Below are 18,837 nucleotides of genomic sequence, written 5' to 3'. Positions count from 1 at the left end.
AGAAGATTTTCAAAACAAAATACTAGTCTTCTTTATTTCCACCATTTTTCTTGATGATTTCTTCTGCAATAGATTTAGGAACATCTTCATAGTGATCGAATGTCATTGAGAATGTACCACGACCTTGTGTTGCAGAACGTAATGTTGTTGCGTATCCGAACATTTCTGATAAAGGAATCATACCTTTAACAACTTGTGCATTACCACGAATTTCAGATCCTTCAACACGTCCACGACGTGAGTTAACGTGACCCATTACATCTCCGAAGTATTCTTCTGGAACTGTAATTTCTACTGCCATCATTGGCTCTAAAATTGTAGGTTGAGCTTTTTTAGCTGCTGCACGTAATGCAAGAGAAGCTGCAACTTTAAACGCTGTTTCAGATGAGTCAACATCATGGTATGAACCATCATATAATTTAGCTTTAATGTCTACTAATGGATAACCAGCTAATACACCATTTTCCATAGCATCTTTCAAACCAGCCTCAACAGCAGGAACATATTCACGAGGAACAACCCCACCGACGATAGCATTTTCAAATTCGAAACCTGCTCCTTCTTCATTTGGTGTAAATTCAATCCATACGTGACCGTATTGACCTTTACCACCTGATTGACGAACAAATTTACCTTCAGCTTGAGTTGAAGCACGGAATGTTTCACGATATGAAACTTGCGGAGCACCAACAGTTGCCTCTACTTTAAACTCACGACGCATACGATCAACGATAATGTCTAAGTGTAACTCACCCATACCAGCGATAATTGTTTCACCAGTTTCTGGGTTTGTTGAAGCACGGAATGTTGGGTCTTCTTCAGATAATTTTTGTAACGCAATACCCATTTTATCTTGGTCGCCTTTTGATTTTGGTTCAATCGCAACTTCAATAACTGGCTCTGGGAATTCCATAGATTCTAAGATAACTTCATTTTTCTCATCACATAAAGTATCTCCTGTTGTTGTGTCTTTTAAACCAACCGCAGCGGCAATATCACCTGAGAATACTTCTGGAATTTCTTGACGTGAGTTAGCGTGCATTTGTAAGATACGTCCTACACGTTCACGTTTACCTTTTGTAGCATTTTGTACATAAGAACCTGATTGTAATGTACCAGAATATACACGGAAGAATGTTAAACGACCTACGAATGGGTCAGTCATTACTTTAAATGCCAAAGCAGCAAATGGTGCTTCGTCACTTGCAGGACGTTCTGTTTCTTCGTCTGTATTTGGGTCAATACCTTTGATTGCAGGAACATCTAATGGAGATGGTAAGTATTCTACAACAGCATCTAGCATCATTTGTACACCTTTGTTTTTGAACGCAGATCCACATAATACTGGATAAAATTCAACATTAACTGTTGCTCTACGGATACCAGCTTTTAATTCTTCTACAGTGATTTCTTCACCTTCTAAGTATTTTTCCATCAATGTTTCATCAGTTTCAGCAACTGCTTCAATCAATTTAGTACGCCATTCTTCAGCTAATTCTTGATAATCAGCAGGAATTTCTGTTTCTTGAATTTCTGTACCTAAATCATTTGTGTAGATTTCAGCTTTCATTGTTACTAAGTCAATGATACCAGTAAATGTATCTTCCGCACCGATTGGTAATTGGATTGGATGAGCATTTGCTTGTAAACGATTGTGTAATGTATCAACTGAGTACAAGAAGTTTGCACCAGTTTTATCCATTTTGTTTACAAATACGATACGAGGAACACCGTATGTAGTTGCTTGACGCCATACTGTTTCTGTTTGAGGCTCAACACCTGATTGAGCATCAAGCAAAGCAACCGCACCGTCTAAAACACGTAGTGAACGTTCAACCTCAACAGTGAAGTCCACGTGTCCTGGTGTGTCAATGATGTTGATACGTGTATTATTCCATTGTGCTGTTGTTGCAGCAGAAGTGATTGTAATTCCACGTTCTTGTTCTTGTTCCATCCAGTCCATTTGTGAAGCACCTTCGTGTGTTTCACCAATTTTATGGATACGGCCTGTGTAGTATAGGACACGCTCAGTTGTTGTTGTTTTACCAGCATCAATATGAGCCATGATACCAATATTACGTGTGTTTTCTAATGAAAACTCTCTTTTTGCCATTGGTTTTTTCTCACCTTTCTTTTTACTAACTTTAAATACAAACTAGTGAAATACCGAAGCTATATAACTTCGGCAAATCTATATGTCAATATAACACGGACTAGTTTTTCTATCTTACCAACGATAGTGAGCAAATGCTTTGTTTGCTTCAGCCATTTTATGTGTATCTTCACGTTTTTTAACAGAAGCACCAGAATTATTCGCTGCATCCATGATTTCACGAGCTAAGCGTAATTCCATTGTGTTTTCTCCACGTAAACGTGCGTAGTTTACTAACCAACGTAATCCTAATGTTGTACGACGTTCAGCACGAACTTCAACTGGTACTTGGTAGTTAGAACCACCTACACGACGAGCTTTAACTTCAAGAACTGGCATAATGTTTTCCATTGCTTGTTCGAAAACTTCCATTGGATCATTTCCAGTTTGTTCTTTAACGATATCAAATGCTTTATATAAAATAGTTGCTGCTTTACCACGTTTTCCATCAACCATTAAACGGTTAATCAAACGAGTTACTAATTTTGAATTGTATAACGGATCTGGTAATACATCACGTTTTGCAACTGGACCTTTACGAGGCATTTAATTTCCTCCTTTCAAATTCTCTTATAAACAAGTTTTATTATTTTTTAGCTTTTGGTCTTTTTGTACCATATTTTGAACGACCTTGCATACGGTTGTTTACACCGGCTGTATCCAAAGCACCACGAATGATATGGTAACGAACCCCTGGTAAGTCTTTAACACGTCCACCACGAATTAAAACAACACTGTGTTCTTGTAAGTTGTGTCCGATACCTGGGATATATGCAGTTACTTCGATTAAGTTAGACAAACGCACACGAGCGTATTTACGTAACGCTGAGTTAGGTTTTTTAGGTGTCATTGTCCCAACACGAGTACATACTCCACGTTTTTGTGGAGAACTTGTATTTGTTTGAGTTTTTTTGAAACTATTATAACCTTTGTTTAAAGCTGGAGAATTTGATTTTTCAACCGCTGATTTACGTGGTTTGCGAACTAATTGGTTAATAGTAGGCATTAGTTTTCCTCCTTCCCTGATGGGTTATTCTCAAAAATTCTAGTCCACACATCCAGGTGTTTCATTTTTTCTTCAAAAAAATAATCAACACTTTTCATGTGACTAAACTTGGCTTTCATATCAGTCAGCACGACTGATTTTTCAGGAATCTGTTATAAAAGCACCTTTTAAAGAATAGCATTTTTTTATGATAAAGTCAACATTTTTTTAAAGAAAATAATACAAAAATTGCTACCTATTATATATTTATTTTTTAGCATAAAAAAGAATAAGAAGCACATGAAGTACTCCCTATTCTTGCACATATGTAACGGATGAAAATTTATTAAATTCTTTTTTAAATAAGAGTTTAACCGTTCCTCTAGCACCACTTCTATTTTTTTCAATAATAACTTCCACAATATTATTTTCGATTGTTTCTTCTTCACTATTATCTGTATCACGTTGATAATAGTCATCACGATATAAAAACGCAACAATATCAGCGTCTTGTTCAATAGAACCCGATTCTCTTATGTCACTTAGCACAGGACGTTTGTCTTGTCTTTGTTCTACACCACGGGATAATTGAGAAAGTGCAATGACAGGTACTTTTAACTCTTTTGCTATTTTTTTGAGTTGTCGTGAAATTTCAGATACTTCTTGCTGTCTGTTTTCTCGACCAGTTCCTTCGATAAGTTGTAAATAATCAATCACAATTAGATCTAACTCTTTTTTCTCTTGGACAAGACGACGACATTTTGCACGAATTTCAGATACTTTTATTCCTGGTGTATCATCAATATAAATATTAGCACGACTTAAACTTCCCATTGCAATAAAGAGATTATCCCACTCTTCATCCGTTAAGTTACCTGTTCTCATATGTCCTGCATCAATATTTCCCTCTGCACATAACATACGATTAACTAAAGATTCTGCTCCCATTTCTAAACTGAATATAGCAACCGTTCCATTTGATTTTGTTGCAACATTTTGTGCAATATTTAAAACAAATGCTGTTTTACCTACGGCTGGTCGTGCAGCTAAAATAACTAATTCTTCAGGGTGTAATCCTGTTGTCATTTTATCTAAATCAATGTAACCTGTTGATATACCTGTTACAAAACCTTTTTGTTTTGCTAAAACTTCAAGTTGATTGACTGTATCACCAAGAATATCTGATATTTTAATAAATCCATTCCTATTTTGATTATTTTCTGAAATATTTAAAATCATACGTTCAGATTGGTCAATCACAGTTTCCAAACTATCTTTATCATCATAACTCATTTTGATAATATCAGTTGCTGTGTGGATAAGTTTTCTTAACACCGATTTTTCTAAGACAATATTAGCATAATATTCAACATTGGCTGCAGTAGGTACTGTTTGTGTTAGTTGAATTAAATATTCAATACCACCTATATTTTCTAAATAATTTTGTTTTTCCAGTTCATTTTGGACTGTTACAAAATCTATATTTTTATCTTCATTATTTAATTTTTGCATCACGCTAAAAATCAATCTGTTTTTTATACTATAAAAATCTGTATAGTCTAGTATACTCACTACATTGATAATAGCTGTTTCATCAAAAAATATTGAGCCTAATACAGCTTGTTCAGCCTCAATATTTTGAGGTAATTGTCTATCGAGATGTAGTTCTTCCATATTTTTCTCCTACGGCAACTAATCTAGTTTTTTGACTAATACTGTCACGACAGAATTAACTTGTTTGTGTAATTTCACTGGAATTCTAACATAACCTAGTGCTTTAATAGATGCAGGCATATCAATCTTACGTTTATCAATATCTATATTAAACTCTTTTGATAAAATTTCTGCAATTTGTTTATTGGTAATTGTACCAAATAGTTTATTATCTTCACCAGCTTTTGCATAGATTTCAACAACTGTTTCTTCTTTTTCAATTAATTCTTTTAGTTTTAATGCTTCTTCTAATTTATGTGCTTCTTCTTTTTCTTTTGCTTTTGTTTGACCTTGTAATTCACTTAGATTACTATGTGTTGCAGGTTTTGCATGCCCGTTTTTAATTAAAAAGTTTTTAGCGTATCCGTCTGCAACTTCTTTTACTTCGCCTTTTTTTCCAGACCCTTTAACATCTTTTAAAAATATAACTTTCATATAATCACCTTTCCTTATAGATATTATATCATAAATACTAGTCTTTTTTATAAAATGTTTCACGTGAAACATTTTATAAAAAAGACTATCTGGCAAAAACCAAATAGTCATCAAAATTAATCAGCTGTTGTAAATGGTAATAATCCCATCACACGTGCACGTTTAATTGCTACTGTTAAAGCGCGTTGATGTTTCGCACATGTACCTGTTACACGGCGAGGTAAAATTTTACCTTTTTCTGAAATGAAACGTTTCAATAATTCAACATCTTTAAAATCTGGGTGGTCAATATGGTTCGCACAGAAATAACAAACTTTTTTACGTCTACGCATACCGCCACGATTTCCACGTTGTTGTACAGACATCTTTATTCCTCCTTAAATAATTCGTTCATTAAAATGGTAAGTCATCATCAGAAATATCAAATGTTTCAAAATCTGGTTGACTATTATTCAATGAAAAGTCGTTTTGACTAGGAGCTGTAAAATTATTTTGTTGAGCAGGTCTTTGTTCACTAGATGCCTTTGTTTCTAAGAAATCAAAATTTTCTACCACAACATCTGTTGTATAGACTTTTTGTCCTTGCTGATTGTCATAACTGCCTGTTTGGATACGTCCTTGAATACCTATTTGGGACCCTTTATGCGTATAGTTCGCTAAATTTTCAGCGGCTTTATTCCAAATAACACAGTTTATAAAATCAGCTTCTCTAACACCTTGTTGGTTTGGTACACGTCTATTTACAGCGAGTGTAAAACGTCCGTACGCTGTTCCACTTGGCGTATAGCGTAATTCAACATCTCTTGTTAATCTACCTACTAATGATACAACATTCATTTTGTTAACTCCTTTCTAATATCTTAAGCTTCTTCTTTTACGATGATATGGCGTAAAATATCACCATTGATTTTAGCTAAACGATCAAACTCATTAATCGCAACAGCATCTGTTGCTGATAATTTAACGATATGATAGATACCTTCACGGAAATCTTTAATTTCGTAAGCTAAACGACGTTTTGCCCATAATTTTGATTCAATAACAGTAGCACCGTTATCTTTCAAAATTCCATCAAAACGTGCAATCAATTCTTCTTTTGCAGCTTCTTCGATATTTGGACGAATAATGTACAAAATTTCATAATTAGTTGCTTGACTCATTTTCCTACCTCCTTATGGACTTTGGCTCTAAAAGAGCAAGGAGAGTTGTCTTTTTATAGACACTCACACTTCTATATTATACTGAATAAATAGTTGTTTTGTCAAATATTATTGGCTGTTTACAGTAAAAATCCACCTAGTAAATTTACTAAGTGGATTTTGTTTTATCTTGTTTTAACGTAGCCTAATTTATCTTTGTTTTTTGCTAAGAAATCTGGCAATTCTTTATCAGGAATTTGTCTAACATATAAATTAGAACGAATGGTTTCATCTTCTTCACGACATGTTGATAAGACCAAGTATTTATCCGTTTTTTCTAATTTAATGTCTTTGTTAAAGACTTTTGCTTGTGACTTTACTTCTGTGAGTTGTTGTAAAAATTCATCATCATCTTTAAATTCTGTTTTATAGAATGCTGTATCTTCTGGAACAATAATCATAAATGCTACTTCGTAATAAAATTTACGTGTTGGTGTTTCAATGACAACATATTTATGTTGATCAAAATATTCTTGCTTATCGTAGTAATTTACGTCATTAAACATACGATTATCTGATACTTTACTACCTCGAGCATGTCCGAATAACCATGTTAAGCGGTCATTAAAATCTTTTTTGTTGTCCATATCCATAAAGACGGTACCTAAGTAAGGTATATTTTCACCTTCAAATGTTTTATCTAGGTAAGTGAAATTATCTGATGTTTGAACAACGGGTTCATCTAATTTAGTACCTGGTGCATATACGTAGGCGATGGCATCTTGATTGATTTTTGTTAATTCATCAAAACGTTTTTTTAGATACTCTTTTTCTTCTTGACTAACAGTATATGCTTGTGTTGTTTTAGACTGCGTTTCTTGTTTTGCATCTTTTTGATTAGATGAATTAGTTAGCATTGGGAACAGAAATGCTAATGTTGCTAAAATAAGAATTAAAATTGGTGCTACTATTTTCCAATTTATCTTTTTAGTATTTTTTTCTTCAGTATTTTCTTCATTAGATTGATTTTCTAATGCATTTTCTTCATACTGTTCAAAATTTTCCGTCATGTTACCTATCCTTATCTTCTTATTAAAAAGCGGAATTTACCTAGCTAGGCTAGATAAATTCCGTCTAATGTTTGTATAAACAACTAATTATTTAGCTGCGCTTGTTTTTGGTAATACTTTTTTACCTTGTTGTGCTTGAGCACCTGCTTTTTCAGCTGGAGCTGGTTTTTTACCTTCTACAGCATCTTTTTCAGGTGCAGATAATTCACTTGGTGCCACAATAGCTTCTGAAACTGTTGGGAAACCATTTTCAACTAACCAATGATTTAATTCTTTAATTGCTTCAACATGAGCAACATAAGCAGCTCTTTCTACTGAAATCGCATTGAATGAATTTGTTTCTGCAGCTTTTAATGCTGTTTCTGCTTTAGTTAATGCATCTTTTGTATCATTATCTAATTTCACCATTTCTTTTCTTACTTTGTTAATTTCAACAGTAATAAGAGTTGGTTTAACTACATATGAATCTTCAAGATAACTTTCTAATTTTGCTTTAGTTGCTTCATCAAAGGCAATACTATCTTTTAATTTTTTAATAGCTGTTTTAGTTGTTTCTACTTGATATTCCAATTCATGTTTTGCTTTTTCTGCTTTATTTTTTAATTCTGAAGTTCCATCAAGTGCTGAATAAGATTTAATTTCTAATTCTTTTGCAGCCAAATCAGCATTTAAAGAATCTAATGCTTTTTCTTGAGTAGCTAAAGTAGCTTTATTAGTAGTTAAACTTGTATTTAAAGCAGGTAATTCTGCTTTAGCTTTAGCAATGTTTGTATTGTATTCACTTTCTTGACTTAATAAATCTGCTTCTTTCACTTCAAGTTCAGCATATTTTTCAGGAAAAACAACATTACGTTCATAACTTGCTTCACTATATGCCATTTGAGCTTTAGCAAGCATTTCTCCTTTTTCATTACGTGCTTTAGTAGCTTCATCATAAGCAACTTGAGTTTCTAAAGCTTTTTTATTTAAAGGTCCTAACTCTCTTTCTTGTTTTGGTGTCAAACGTTCTTGTATACGTTCTACTACGTTTGAAGTAATATTTTCAGCGTTAACAACTGAATTTGCTAATGGAGCTACTGCTAATAAAGCTACTGCAGAAGCTAAAACTAATTTTTTCTTCATAATTTTTTATCTCCTTTTTTTTGTGTAAAATAGTTACAAGCATAATTATAGTACATTCATCTATAATGTCAACACTTTTTTCTATTCTTTTTCAAAAATAGAAAACTCAACTTTACACAAATATATTATTTTTTATTTCTTATATTATATCATGTTTTGTAAGTATTTCAAAGGCTTTTTGTGAATATTTTTCTATTCTTTTTCATTTGCCGAGTTGTAAAATAAAGTGCAAAAGCAAAATAGTGTTATAAAAACAAAAAAAGACAGATAATTAACTTACTAAGATTCACCACAAAATTAGAAAGGTCATTATCATGTCTAAAACAAATTATAACACAAAAAAACAATATAAACAGCTATCATTGGTTGAACGTACAAAAATTGAAACGTTATTAAACGAAAAAAAGCCAATACGATATATCGCTGAACGACTCGGAAGAAATGTATCCACAATTTATAGAGAAATTAAACGAGGAAGCGTTAATCAAATTGTTAATCGAAATGGTATCCAACGTGACGAATTAAAATATTACGCTGAAACAAGCCATTACATCTATAAAGCTAAGCAACAAAATAAATATCATCATGATTTAACTGAAAAATTTAGTCAACAATTTTTCAAAGACTTACAACAGGTAGTTACTGAAAAATATAGAACCCATAGTATTGATACCTTTGTACATTGGTATCGGCAAAATCATCCTAATGAAAAAGTCCCTTGTACGAAAACGGTTTATACGTTTGTTCATCAAGGTATTATCCCTATCAAACCAATTGATTTACCCAAAATGGTAAGCATTAGAAAACGACCGAAAAAAGAGAACACCAAAACATACAAGAAAAATATGGGTACATCTATCGAAAATCGACCAGACGTAGCGAATAATCGTACAGAATTTGGACATTGGGAAATTGATTTAGTCTTATTTAAGAAGACAAAAAATGAAGCACTATTATTAACGTTAGTAGAACGACAAACACGTTATACAATTATACGTAAAATGAATGATAAAACAGCACAATGTGTCTTACGGACATTAAAGAATATTTTTAAACAATATAGGAAATCAACCTTCAAGAGTATTACATCTGATAATGGGTCAGAATTCGCCTCGTTATCTGAATTAGAATCGACATATTTAAGCATTTACTATGCACACCCTTATTCATCTTATGAGCGTGGTACTAACGAAAATCATAACGGACAGATACGGGAGTTTTTACCTAAGGGTAAATCTATCAATACCGTTAAAAAGTCAACTATTCGTAAAATAGAATCCTGCTTAAATCAGAAAATACGGCGTAAATTAGGTTATCGTACACCTGCAGAGTTATTTTTATTGCGGGTAGATTAATAGTTTAATAAAAACAGGTTTCCCGTCAAGGCACACTTTGTTTTTCGCCTTGACTAGAAAACCTTTGTTTTTATTGTTTGGTTATTAACCCCGCAAAAGAGAAAGTAATTATCTGTTTTTTTGCACTTTACTTTACAATTGGAGATTCTTTTTCATTTTCTACTATATTTTCTGCTGTATTTTCTTCTATATGTTCATCATTATCTTCTCGTTCTACTTTGACCATAGACGATACGACAGCGTCATCATCTAATTTCATGAGGCGAACACCTTGTGTGGCACGTCCTGTTTCAGAAATATCATCTGAACTAAAGCGGATAATGACACCTTTATCGGTCATAACCATAATGTCTTCTTCGCCTTTGGTTGTTGTTAAGCCAACTAAATTACCATTTTTTTCAGTAATATTGGCTGTTTTAATGCCTTTTGTGCCACGGTTTTTGATGATATATTCACTTTCATCAGTACGTTTGCCATATCCTTTTTCGGTAATAACTAATACTTTGGCTCCTTTTTCAAGAATGTCCATTCCTACTATATAATCGTTTTCTCTTAGTTTGGCTCCTCTTACACCGGAGGCTGCACGTCCCATAGAACGTACGTCATTTTCATCAAAACTTACTGAATAGCCGTAGTGTGTGCCTAAAATAATGTTTTGTTTACCGTTTGTTAATAAGACATCAATCAATTCATCGTCTTCTTGCATGTTAATTGCTTTTAATCCACTTGTTCTAATATTGCTAAATTCGGATAATTTAACACGTTTGACGACACCTTTTTTTGTTCCAAAGAATAAATAATTCGTGTTTTCCAATTCACTTTGTAAATTGATAATGGTTTGGATTTTTTCGTCTGCTTCAATAGTCAGCAAGTTTACAATCGGTAAGCCTTTTGCTGTTCTGCTATATTCTGGGACTTCATATCCTTTCATCTTGTAGACTTTTCCTTTGTTGCTGAAAAATAGTAAAGTATCGTGCGTTGAACAAGATACTAGTGTACTAATGTAATCTCCGTCATGCATGGTCATGCCTTGTACGCCACGTCCTCCACGTTTTTGTGTTTTAAATTCTGTGTTGGCTAGACGTTTAATATAGCCATTATTTGTTAATGTTACGACAATATTTTCTTCATCAATCAAATCTTCGTCTTCAAGACTTAACACTTCACCGACAAGTAATTCTGTACGTCTTTGATCTCCAAAGCGTTCTTGAATGTCTTTTAATTCTGTTTTGATAATGTCTAAAATACGTTCACGTCTTGCTAGAATATCGGTTAAGTCGGCAATAAGTGCAATCAATTCTTTGTATTCTGCGTCAATTTTTTCACGTTCTAGTCCTGTTAGTCGAACCATGCGCATATCTAAAATAGCTTGTGATTGTTTGTCTGAAAGACCGAATTTTTCCATGAAAATATTTTTGGCTTCATCTCCTGTTTTAGAAGAACGTAAAATAGAAACTATTTCATCAATGTGATCTAAGGCAATTTGTAATCCCTCTAAAATATGTGCTCTAGCTTCTGCACGTTTTTTATCAAAGATTGTACGACGTCTAATCACTTCTTCTTGGTGTTCAACATAATTTTCGAGTATGCATTTTAAACTTAGAACTTTTGGGACACCTTTTTCAATGGCAAGCATATTGAAACCAAAAGATGATTGGAGTGGTGTTAATTTGTAAAGATTGTTTACAACCACACTGGCACTGACGTCACGTCTAACTTCAATAACCACGTGCATACCCTCTCGTCCTGATTCATCTGCAACGTATGTAATACCGTCAATGCGTTTATCCCTTGCTAATTCTGCTATTTTTTCAACAAGTTTTGCTTTATTGACCATATATGGTAATTCGCTAATAATAATGCGTTCTTTACCATTTTTCATTTGTTCAATATCAACACGTCCTCGAACAATAATGCTACCTTTTCCTGTTTCATAGGCTTTTCGAATACCGGATTTTCCCATGACAATGCCGCCGGTTGGAAAATCTGGTCCAGGTAATACTTCCATTAGTTCAGATACTGTAACATGTTCGTTTTCCATGAGTAATTGTATGGCTGAAATTACTTCGTTTAAGTTATGTGGCGGAATATTGGTTGCCATACCTACGGCAATGCCTGTTGCACCATTTACTAATAAATTAGGAAATCGAGCTGGTAATACGTCTGGTTCACGTTCTGAACCGTCATAGTTATCGTGATAGTCTATTGTATCTTTATTGATATCTCTTAACATTTCAAGAGCCAATTTTGACATACGAGCTTCTGTGTAACGCATTGCAGCTGCACCATCTCCGTCTATTGAACCAAAGTTTCCATGTCCGTCTACTAACATATAGCGATAACTAAAATCTTGTGCCATACGTACCATGGATTCATAAATAGCACTATCTCCGTGTGGGTGATATTTCCCCATAACATCTCCGACAATACGTGCTGATTTTTTATAAGCTTTATCTGGTGTAACACCTAATTCGTGCATGCCGTATAAAATACGGCGGTGTACTGGTTTTAATCCATCTCTTACGTCGGGTAATGCACGTGATACGATAACACTCATGGCATAGTCTAAAAATGATGTTCTCATTTCTTCACTTAAATTTGCTTTTGAAAATGTTTCATCACGAATAATTTGTTCCTCTGACATATCTTACCTCCTTGTGTGTGGTATCTTTTATATGAATTAATATTGATGAATAGATAATCTATTTTTTGTTTAGTTACGTTTTTTTTTGATATTTTTTAATATGTTGGATTTGTTTTCTTGAATAAACGCTCGAGTTCACATCCTGTTTATATATCCAAGTTTTTAACATATTTGGCATTTTCTTCGATAAATTGTCTGCGTGGTTCAACACGATCTCCCATAAGCATATCCAATACTTTGTCAGCTTCTGCTGCGTCATCTACGGTTACTTGCAACATACGTCTGTTTTCAGGGTTCATGGTTGTTTCCCATAGTTGTTCTTTATCCATTTCTCCAAGACCTTTATAGCGTTGGATATTTGGTTTTGGTGTTGCTGGTAATGTTTCTAAATAGTCTTTTAGTTCTTCATCACTTGCTAGGTATTGTACAGTTTTACCTTGTTTGACTTGATACAATGGTGGCTGTGCAATGTAAATGTAACCTGCTTCTACCAATGGACGCATGTAACGATAAAATAGTGTTAATAGCAATGTGCGAATGTGAGAACCGTCGACGTCGGCATCGGTCATGATGACTAATTTATGGTAACGTGCTTTTTCAACATCAAATTCTGAGCCAAATCCAGTTCCCATTGCTGTGAATAGCGAGCGAATTTCTTCATTGGCTAAAATTTTATCCAGTGTTGCTTTTTCAACGTTTAAAATTTTACCTCGAATTGGTAAGATTGCTTGATACATACGGGAACGACCTTGTTTAGCTGTTCCTCCGGCGGAATCTCCCTCAACAATAAATAATTCGCAAAGTTCAGGTTCTTTACTTGAACAGTCGGCTAATTTTCCTGGTAAATTACTAATTTCTAATCCTGATTTTTTACGTGTCACTTCTCTAGCACGTTTTGCTGCCAGTCGTGCTTTAGAGGCTAGAATACCTTTTTCAATAATTTTTTTGGCTACTTGAGGATTTTCAAGTAAGAATTTTTCAAAATAGGTACCGAATAGGCGTTCTGTAATTTTTCTTGCGTCAGAATTTCCTAATTTTGTTTTTGTTTGCCCTTCAAATTGTGGGTTTGGGTGTTTAATAGAAACGATACATGTTAATCCCTCACGGACATCTTCGCCTGTTAAGTTTTCTTCGTTTTCTTTTATCATTTTATTTTTCTTTGCATAATCGTTAATCACACGTGTTAAAGATGTTCGTACCCCTTGTTCGTGTGTTCCTCCCTCATGCGTATGAATATTATTTGTAAAACTTAACATGTTGCTATAATAGGTGTCATTATATTGTAAGGATACTTCAACTTGAATATCGTCTTGTTCTCCCTCAATGTAGATAGGGTCATCAAATAATACTTTTTTATTATGATTGAGGTATTCTACATAGCTACTAATACCACCCTCATAATAAAATTCATCTTTTCTTTCTTGGTTTTCACGAGTATCTTCAATACTCAAGCGTAATCCTTTATTTAAGAATGCAAGTTCTCGTACACGTGTCATGAGTTTTTCGTATTCAAAAATCGTTGTTTCTTGGAAAATTGTTGAATCGGGTAAAAAATACACTTCTGTTCCGTGTTTTGTTGTATCGCCTACTACTTTTAAGTCGTATAAGACATTTCCACGTTCATATTCTTGTTGATAAATTTTTCCTTCTTTATAGACTTTAACACATAGATTTTCAGATAAGGCATTTACAACAGATGCCCCTACACCGTGCAATCCACCGGATACTTTATATCCTCCTCCACCGAATTTTCCACCTGCATGTAGGACAGTAAAAACTGTTTCAACGGCTGGTCGTCCTGTTTTTTCTTGAATATCAACTGGGATTCCACGTCCGTCATCTATTACTGTGATACTATTATTTTTATTGATTGTAATAGAAATATGTGTTGCAAATCCTGCCAATGCTTCATCAATCGAATTATCCACAATTTCCCATACTAAATGATGTAAGCCTGCACCACTCGTTGATCCGATATACATACCAGGACGTTTTCTAACTGCTTCTAATCCTTCTAATACTTGAATTTGACTTGCATCATATTGTTGCGCCAGTTGTTCTAAATTTTCAGTCATGTGATACAACACTTCCTTTCAAAATTTCAAAGATTTTAGGTTCACTAATCATATTTTTTTTAATACCGTCTATATTGGTTGTTGTGATAAATGTTTGGACTTTATGTTCAATAGATTTTAATAAAAATGTTTGTCTATCGTCATCAAGTTCTGATAAAACATCATCTAATAATAAAATGGGATAATCTCCCGTCATTTCTTTCATTAAATCAATTTCTGCTAGTTTAATACTTAATGCTACTGTTCTTTGTTGCCCTTGTGAGCCGTATACTTGAACATTGACGCCATTTACCATAAAAACCAAATCATCTCGATGAGGACCAAATAATGTCATACATTGGTCTATTTCTCTTTTTTTTCCTTTTTTGAATAAAGTCATATATTTTTCATATAATGTATTTTCATCATCTTCTGCTGTATAATCAATTTGTGATTCATACACTAAGGATAAACAATCTTGTTCTTGAGAAATGAGATGATTTATTTTCATTGCCCATATTTCTAATTTTTTGATGAATTGAATACGTGCATGTAGCATAGATGCTGCTTGTAAGCATAATTGTTCCGTTAATACGTCTAAATATGTATCGTCAATTTGTCTTTCTTTTAAATATAAATTGCGTTGTTTTAATATTTTTTGATATTGAGATAGATGATACAAATATAGAGCATTCATTTGACCTAATTCGACATCAATAAATCGTCTACGAATGCTTGGAGAGCCTTTTATAATGTTTAAATCTTCAGGAGAAAAAAGCACGACATTGAGTATGCCAATATATTGGCTTAATTTTTTCTTTTCAATATTGCCAACAACAGCTTTTTTTCCTTTTTTATGAATAATCAATTTTAAAGGAATGGATTCTTCATTTTTTTTGATAAGTGCTTCAATACGTGTAAAATCATGTTCCCATTCGATCAATTCTTTTTCTTGGGATGTACGGTGACTTTTTGTTAATGCTAAAACGTGGATAGATTCCATTAAATTTGTTTTTCCTTGTGCATTTTTACCTAAAAAGATATTCACATTAGGGGAAAATGAAATCATTTGTTTTGTATAGTTTCGATATTGAACGAGTGATAAATTTTCAATTTTCATTTTAAATTTGTCTAATTACAAATGATGTTCCGTCTTCAAATTCTACAACAGACCCGTGATAAATTTTTTTACCACGTCTTTGTTCCACTTCTCCGTCTAAATATACTGTATGATTCTCCAGATACCATTTAGCCATACCACCGCTACTAATCATATCAGTATATTTTAATAATTGTCCAAGTGTGATGTAATCTTCTGTTATATCAACTGTTTTTTTCATTATTTTCCCTACTTTCTGCACAAGACCTCAAGGTAAATTATAATACAAAACCTTATAAAAAGCAAAAAAACGACATTTTAAGCCGTTTTTTGTTCTTTTGGATATTTTTGTCATTTTTTAATTTCTTGTTCTTATAGGTGTAATCAATTGAACAAAGTAGTCATTTTCTTCATCTAATTTCAATGTGAAAGGTTTTCCTTCTTCAATTAAGTTAATTTCAATTTTTTGATTTTGGAATGCTTTTAAAGCGTCTTTCATATAGTTTGGATTAAATGAAATTTTCATTGGTTTTCCTTCAAATGATAACATATCTAATTCTTCTTCTACATACCCAATTTCTGCAGATTCACTAGAAATAAAGCTGTTTTTATTTAGCGTTAAAGTAACAATATCATTTTTTCCTTCTGTGGATAAAATAGATGCTCTTTCAACAGATTGTAAAAAGATAGACGATTCTACTTTAAAGGTTGTTTCGTATTGATTTTTTAATAGGCGAGAAACATCTGGATAAATTCCTTCTACTAATCGACTATAAAAATATAAATTTTCTGTTGTGAATAAGACTTTATTATCCGATACTGTCATTTTAACATCTTCTTCATCACTTAAAATACGTGATAATTCCACTAAACTTTTGGCTGGAATCGTACATTGATAAGAAATATCTTTTGAAATAGATGGTAATAAAATAATACGTCTACTCATTCTATGGCTGTCTGTTGCTGTTGTAATGAGTTGTCCATTTTCAACAACTAAATGGATACCTGTTAAAATAGGACGATTTTCGCTTGTTGATGCTGCGAAAATAGTTTGTGATAATACATTTTTAAATAAAAATGATGCGATAGAAATTGTTTGATTTTCTTCTATGTCAATATTTGAAATGATTGGATATAATTCTGCATCAATTCCATTGATTGTAAAGACAGATTTATCGGATACAATTTCAACTTTATTGTTTTCTAGTAGTGTAATTTGAACATCTTTACCCGATAATTTACGAATAATTTCTCCAAAAAAGCGAGCAGGTAATACGATACTTCCTGTTTGGATAATATCTAATTCATTTTCTTCTATATCAGAAGAGATTATTTTTTCTATTGAAATACTTGCATCACTTCCTGTTAACACTAATTCATTTGTTGTGAGTGCTAATTTCACACCTGTCAAAACTGGAATTGTTGTTTTTGATGTAATGGCACGTTGTACATCTGATAAATGTTTTAAAAATACGTGACGGTTAATAGTGAATTTCATGGTTACTCCTTTTATTATTTTATTTTTATATAAAGGTAATAGTATTAGTAGGGGTTGTGGATAATGTGTAAAGGGCTAAAAAAGTATTTATTTATCATCATTCACATGTGGAAAACTTTTGTAAAAATCTGTGTAAAAAAGAATGAGTTATCCACAATTATTTTTCAAGTTTTTTACGAATTTGTTCAATTTGTTTGATTAACGCCATGTCGCTATTCGTATCTATGGTTTGCTGTATTTTATCACATGCATGCATAACTGTGGTGTGGTCTTTTCCACCAAATTCTTGTCCAATTTTTGGAAGAGAATTTCCTGTGATTTCTCTTGATAAATACATCGCAATTTGTCTTGGAATAACGATGTCTTTGTTTCGTTTTTTACCTTTTAGTTGTTCAATGGTGACACTAAAGATTTTTCCAACTTCGATTTGTACGTCATAAATAGATATTGTTCGTTTGGCATTTACAGATACAATATCTTTTAGTGCTTCGGCAGCTAAGTTTGTATCAATATCACGATGATTGGTTAAAGAATAAAAATTAACACGTGTTAAAGCAGCTTCTAGGTCACGAACGTTTGAGTTGACTTGTCCTGCAATATAATTAAGTGTATCATCTGGAATATTGATATGATTACTAATGGCTTTTTTTCTTAAAATAGCTGTTCTCGTTTCTAAATCTGGTGGTGTAATATCAGATGATAAACCAGAACCAAAACGAGAAACAAGGCGATCGGGTAATTCTGGAATTTCAGAGGCAAGTCGATCACTTGTTAAAACGATTTGTTTACCAGATTCGTGTAAAGCATTAAATGTATGGAAAAATTCTTCTAATGTACTTTCTTTGTTTGCTAAAAATTGAATATCGTCTACCATCAATAAGTCAACATTTCGGTAATGATTTCTAAATTCTTCTTGTGATTTTGTTTGAATCGAATTGATAAAATCATTTGTAAATGTTTCACTTGTGACATAGTGGATATTTGCAGAGGGATTATTTCTTAAAATAGTATTTCCAATAGCATGCATTAAATGTGTTTTTCCTAGTCCGGATCCACCATAAATGAATAAAGGATTATAGGCTGTTCCGGGACTTTGTGAAACAACTAGTGCAGCAGCATGAGCCATTGTATTACCAGAACCAACGACAAAACTATCAAATGTATAATTAGGGTTTAAGTTGATACGACGTTGATTTTTAATTTTTGATACAGGTTGTTTTGGTAATTGTTCTTCTAAAATAAGTGAAATATCTGCCTGTTCAAATTTTGTACGTAAAATGTAAGTTGCTGAATTTAAAATTAAATTTTCCCATGTTTGTTTATGAATCATTTCAGGCAATAATAATGTTAAACAATTTTGTTCAAATTTTATTGGTTTAGCTGATTCAATATAAATTTCGTACATGCCTTTAGTGAATAATTTTTTTAATTCAACAAGTAAATAATGCCAAATATCGTCTAAATGATTCATCTTTAGTGTCCTTTCTATGTTGTTCATTAGAGTATTTTAACACATTTAAAAAAAGTTATCCACAGTTTTTAAAAAGAGATATAAGATTGATAGAAATTAT

Annotated in this window: 17 protein-coding genes; 1 reads left to right on the top strand and 16 read right to left on the bottom strand. The window is 32.8% G+C overall.

The window, feature by feature from the left end:
- Positions 1-22 precede the first annotated feature (22 nt).
- The 10 genes from fusA to H1220_00040 form a co-directional block, all read right to left on the bottom strand.
- The gene (gene fusA / locus H1220_00085) at positions 23-2,113 is read right to left on the bottom strand and encodes an elongation factor G (protein ID QMI85835.1); all 2,091 of its coding nucleotides are present in this window, start codon (positions 2,111-2,113) and stop codon (positions 23-25) included.
- A gap of 114 nt (positions 2,114-2,227) precedes the next feature.
- Positions 2,228-2,698, bottom strand: coding sequence for a 30S ribosomal protein S7 (rpsG, locus tag H1220_00080; GenBank protein QMI85834.1), 471 nt, complete (start codon positions 2,696-2,698; stop codon positions 2,228-2,230).
- A gap of 40 nt (positions 2,699-2,738) precedes the next feature.
- The gene (gene rpsL, locus H1220_00075; GenBank protein ID QMI85833.1) at positions 2,739-3,158 is read right to left on the bottom strand and encodes a 30S ribosomal protein S12; all 420 of its coding nucleotides are present in this window, start codon (positions 3,156-3,158) and stop codon (positions 2,739-2,741) included.
- Between the two features lie 291 nt (positions 3,159-3,449).
- Complete coding sequence (dnaB, locus tag H1220_00070; protein ID QMI85832.1) at positions 3,450-4,811, bottom strand: replicative DNA helicase; 1,362 nt, start codon at positions 4,809-4,811, stop codon at positions 3,450-3,452.
- An 18-nt stretch (positions 4,812-4,829) separates the two neighbouring features.
- On the bottom strand, positions 4,830-5,285 hold the full coding sequence (gene rplI / locus H1220_00065) for a 50S ribosomal protein L9 (GenBank protein QMI85831.1): 456 nt from the start codon (positions 5,283-5,285) through the stop codon (positions 4,830-4,832).
- A gap of 116 nt (positions 5,286-5,401) precedes the next feature.
- A complete protein-coding gene (locus H1220_00060) occupies positions 5,402-5,650 on the bottom strand; it encodes a 30S ribosomal protein S18 (protein ID QMI85830.1) in 249 nt (82 codons plus the stop codon).
- A 28-nt stretch (positions 5,651-5,678) separates the two neighbouring features.
- A complete protein-coding gene (ssb, locus tag H1220_00055) occupies positions 5,679-6,122 on the bottom strand; it encodes a single-stranded DNA-binding protein (GenBank protein ID QMI85829.1) in 444 nt (147 codons plus the stop codon).
- A 23-nt stretch (positions 6,123-6,145) separates the two neighbouring features.
- The gene (locus tag H1220_00050; GenBank protein ID QMI85828.1) at positions 6,146-6,445 is read right to left on the bottom strand and encodes a 30S ribosomal protein S6; all 300 of its coding nucleotides are present in this window, start codon (positions 6,443-6,445) and stop codon (positions 6,146-6,148) included.
- 164 nt (positions 6,446-6,609) lie between these two features.
- Positions 6,610-7,494, bottom strand: a complete 885-nt coding sequence (srtB, locus tag H1220_00045; GenBank protein QMI85827.1) for a class B sortase — start codon at positions 7,492-7,494, stop codon at positions 6,610-6,612.
- Between the two features lie 87 nt (positions 7,495-7,581).
- Positions 7,582-8,616, bottom strand: a complete 1,035-nt coding sequence (locus H1220_00040; protein ID QMI85826.1) for a hypothetical protein — start codon at positions 8,614-8,616, stop codon at positions 7,582-7,584.
- A 314-nt stretch (positions 8,617-8,930) separates the two neighbouring features.
- Between H1220_00040 and H1220_00035 the strand changes: the two genes are divergently transcribed.
- Positions 8,931-9,971, top strand: coding sequence for an IS30 family transposase (locus H1220_00035; GenBank protein QMI85825.1), 1,041 nt, complete (start codon positions 8,931-8,933; stop codon positions 9,969-9,971).
- Positions 9,972-10,098: 127 nt separating this feature from the next.
- Here H1220_00035 and gyrA read toward each other — a convergent pair whose 3' ends face one another.
- The 6 genes from gyrA to dnaA form a co-directional block, all read right to left on the bottom strand.
- Positions 10,099-12,615: a DNA gyrase subunit A gene (gene gyrA, locus H1220_00030; GenBank protein QMI85824.1), complete on the bottom strand. Its 2,517-nt coding sequence runs from the start codon at positions 12,613-12,615 to the stop codon at positions 10,099-10,101.
- 146 nt (positions 12,616-12,761) lie between these two features.
- The gene (gene gyrB / locus H1220_00025) at positions 12,762-14,690 is read right to left on the bottom strand and encodes a DNA topoisomerase (ATP-hydrolyzing) subunit B (GenBank protein QMI85823.1); all 1,929 of its coding nucleotides are present in this window, start codon (positions 14,688-14,690) and stop codon (positions 12,762-12,764) included.
- On the bottom strand, positions 14,683-15,789 hold the full coding sequence (recF, locus tag H1220_00020) for a DNA replication/repair protein RecF (protein ID QMI85822.1): 1,107 nt from the start codon (positions 15,787-15,789) through the stop codon (positions 14,683-14,685). The genes gyrB and recF overlap by 8 nt, the downstream gene beginning before the upstream one ends.
- Before the next feature lies 1 nt (position 15,790).
- On the bottom strand, positions 15,791-16,009 hold the full coding sequence (yaaA, locus tag H1220_00015; GenBank protein QMI85821.1) for a S4 domain-containing protein YaaA: 219 nt from the start codon (positions 16,007-16,009) through the stop codon (positions 15,791-15,793).
- 117 nt (positions 16,010-16,126) lie between these two features.
- Entirely contained in the window at positions 16,127-17,266 is a 1,140-nt protein-coding gene (gene dnaN, locus H1220_00010; protein ID QMI85820.1) for a DNA polymerase III subunit beta, read from the bottom strand.
- Positions 17,267-17,423: 157 nt separating this feature from the next.
- Positions 17,424-18,737 (bottom strand): chromosomal replication initiator protein DnaA, encoded by a 1,314-nt coding sequence (dnaA, locus tag H1220_00005; protein QMI85819.1) that lies wholly within the window; start codon positions 18,735-18,737, stop codon positions 17,424-17,426.
- Positions 18,738-18,837 lie beyond the last annotated feature (100 nt).

It is taken from the genome of Carnobacteriaceae bacterium zg-84, assembly GCA_013874835.1.
Classification (GTDB): Bacteria; Bacillota; Bacilli; order Lactobacillales; family Aerococcaceae; genus WM01.
The sequence above is the reverse complement of the archived record's forward strand: the minus strand, read 5'-3'. Positions and strand labels throughout refer to the sequence as shown.

What these genes read in the sequence shown, in the direction of transcription:
- H1220_00050 (QMI85828.1), bottom strand. Translation starts at nt 6,445, where the DNA reads ATGAGTCAAGCAACTAATTATGAAATTTTGTACATTATTCGTCCAAAT.
- rpsL (QMI85833.1), bottom strand. Translation starts at nt 3,158, where the DNA reads ATGCCTACTATTAACCAATTAGTTCGCAAACCACGTAAATCAGCGGTT.
- rplI (QMI85831.1), bottom strand. Translation starts at nt 5,285, where the DNA reads ATGAAAGTTATATTTTTAAAAGATGTTAAAGGGTCTGGAAAAAAAGGC.
- H1220_00060 (QMI85830.1), bottom strand. Translation starts at nt 5,650, where the DNA reads ATGTCTGTACAACAACGTGGAAATCGTGGCGGTATGCGTAGACGTAAA.
- H1220_00040 (QMI85826.1), bottom strand. Translation starts at nt 8,616, where the DNA reads ATGAAGAAAAAATTAGTTTTAGCTTCTGCAGTAGCTTTATTAGCAGTA.
- gyrA (QMI85824.1), bottom strand. Translation starts at nt 12,615, where the DNA reads ATGTCAGAGGAACAAATTATTCGTGATGAAACATTTTCAAAAGCAAAT.
- dnaN (QMI85820.1), bottom strand. Translation starts at nt 17,266, where the DNA reads ATGAAATTCACTATTAACCGTCACGTATTTTTAAAACATTTATCAGAT.
- yaaA (QMI85821.1), bottom strand. Translation starts at nt 16,009, where the DNA reads ATGAAAAAAACAGTTGATATAACAGAAGATTACATCACACTTGGACAA.
- recF (QMI85822.1), bottom strand. Translation starts at nt 15,789, where the DNA reads ATGAAAATTGAAAATTTATCACTCGTTCAATATCGAAACTATACAAAA.
- ssb (QMI85829.1), bottom strand. Translation starts at nt 6,122, where the DNA reads ATGAATGTTGTATCATTAGTAGGTAGATTAACAAGAGATGTTGAATTA.
- srtB (QMI85827.1), bottom strand. Translation starts at nt 7,494, where the DNA reads ATGACGGAAAATTTTGAACAGTATGAAGAAAATGCATTAGAAAATCAA.
- H1220_00035 (QMI85825.1), top strand. Translation starts at nt 8,931, where the DNA reads ATGTCTAAAACAAATTATAACACAAAAAAACAATATAAACAGCTATCA.
- rpsG (QMI85834.1), bottom strand. Translation starts at nt 2,698, where the DNA reads ATGCCTCGTAAAGGTCCAGTTGCAAAACGTGATGTATTACCAGATCCG.
- dnaB (QMI85832.1), bottom strand. Translation starts at nt 4,811, where the DNA reads ATGGAAGAACTACATCTCGATAGACAATTACCTCAAAATATTGAGGCT.
- fusA (QMI85835.1), bottom strand. Translation starts at nt 2,113, where the DNA reads ATGGCAAAAAGAGAGTTTTCATTAGAAAACACACGTAATATTGGTATC.
- dnaA (QMI85819.1), bottom strand. Translation starts at nt 18,737, where the DNA reads ATGAATCATTTAGACGATATTTGGCATTATTTACTTGTTGAATTAAAA.
- gyrB (QMI85823.1), bottom strand. Translation starts at nt 14,690, where the DNA reads ATGACTGAAAATTTAGAACAACTGGCGCAACAATATGATGCAAGTCAA.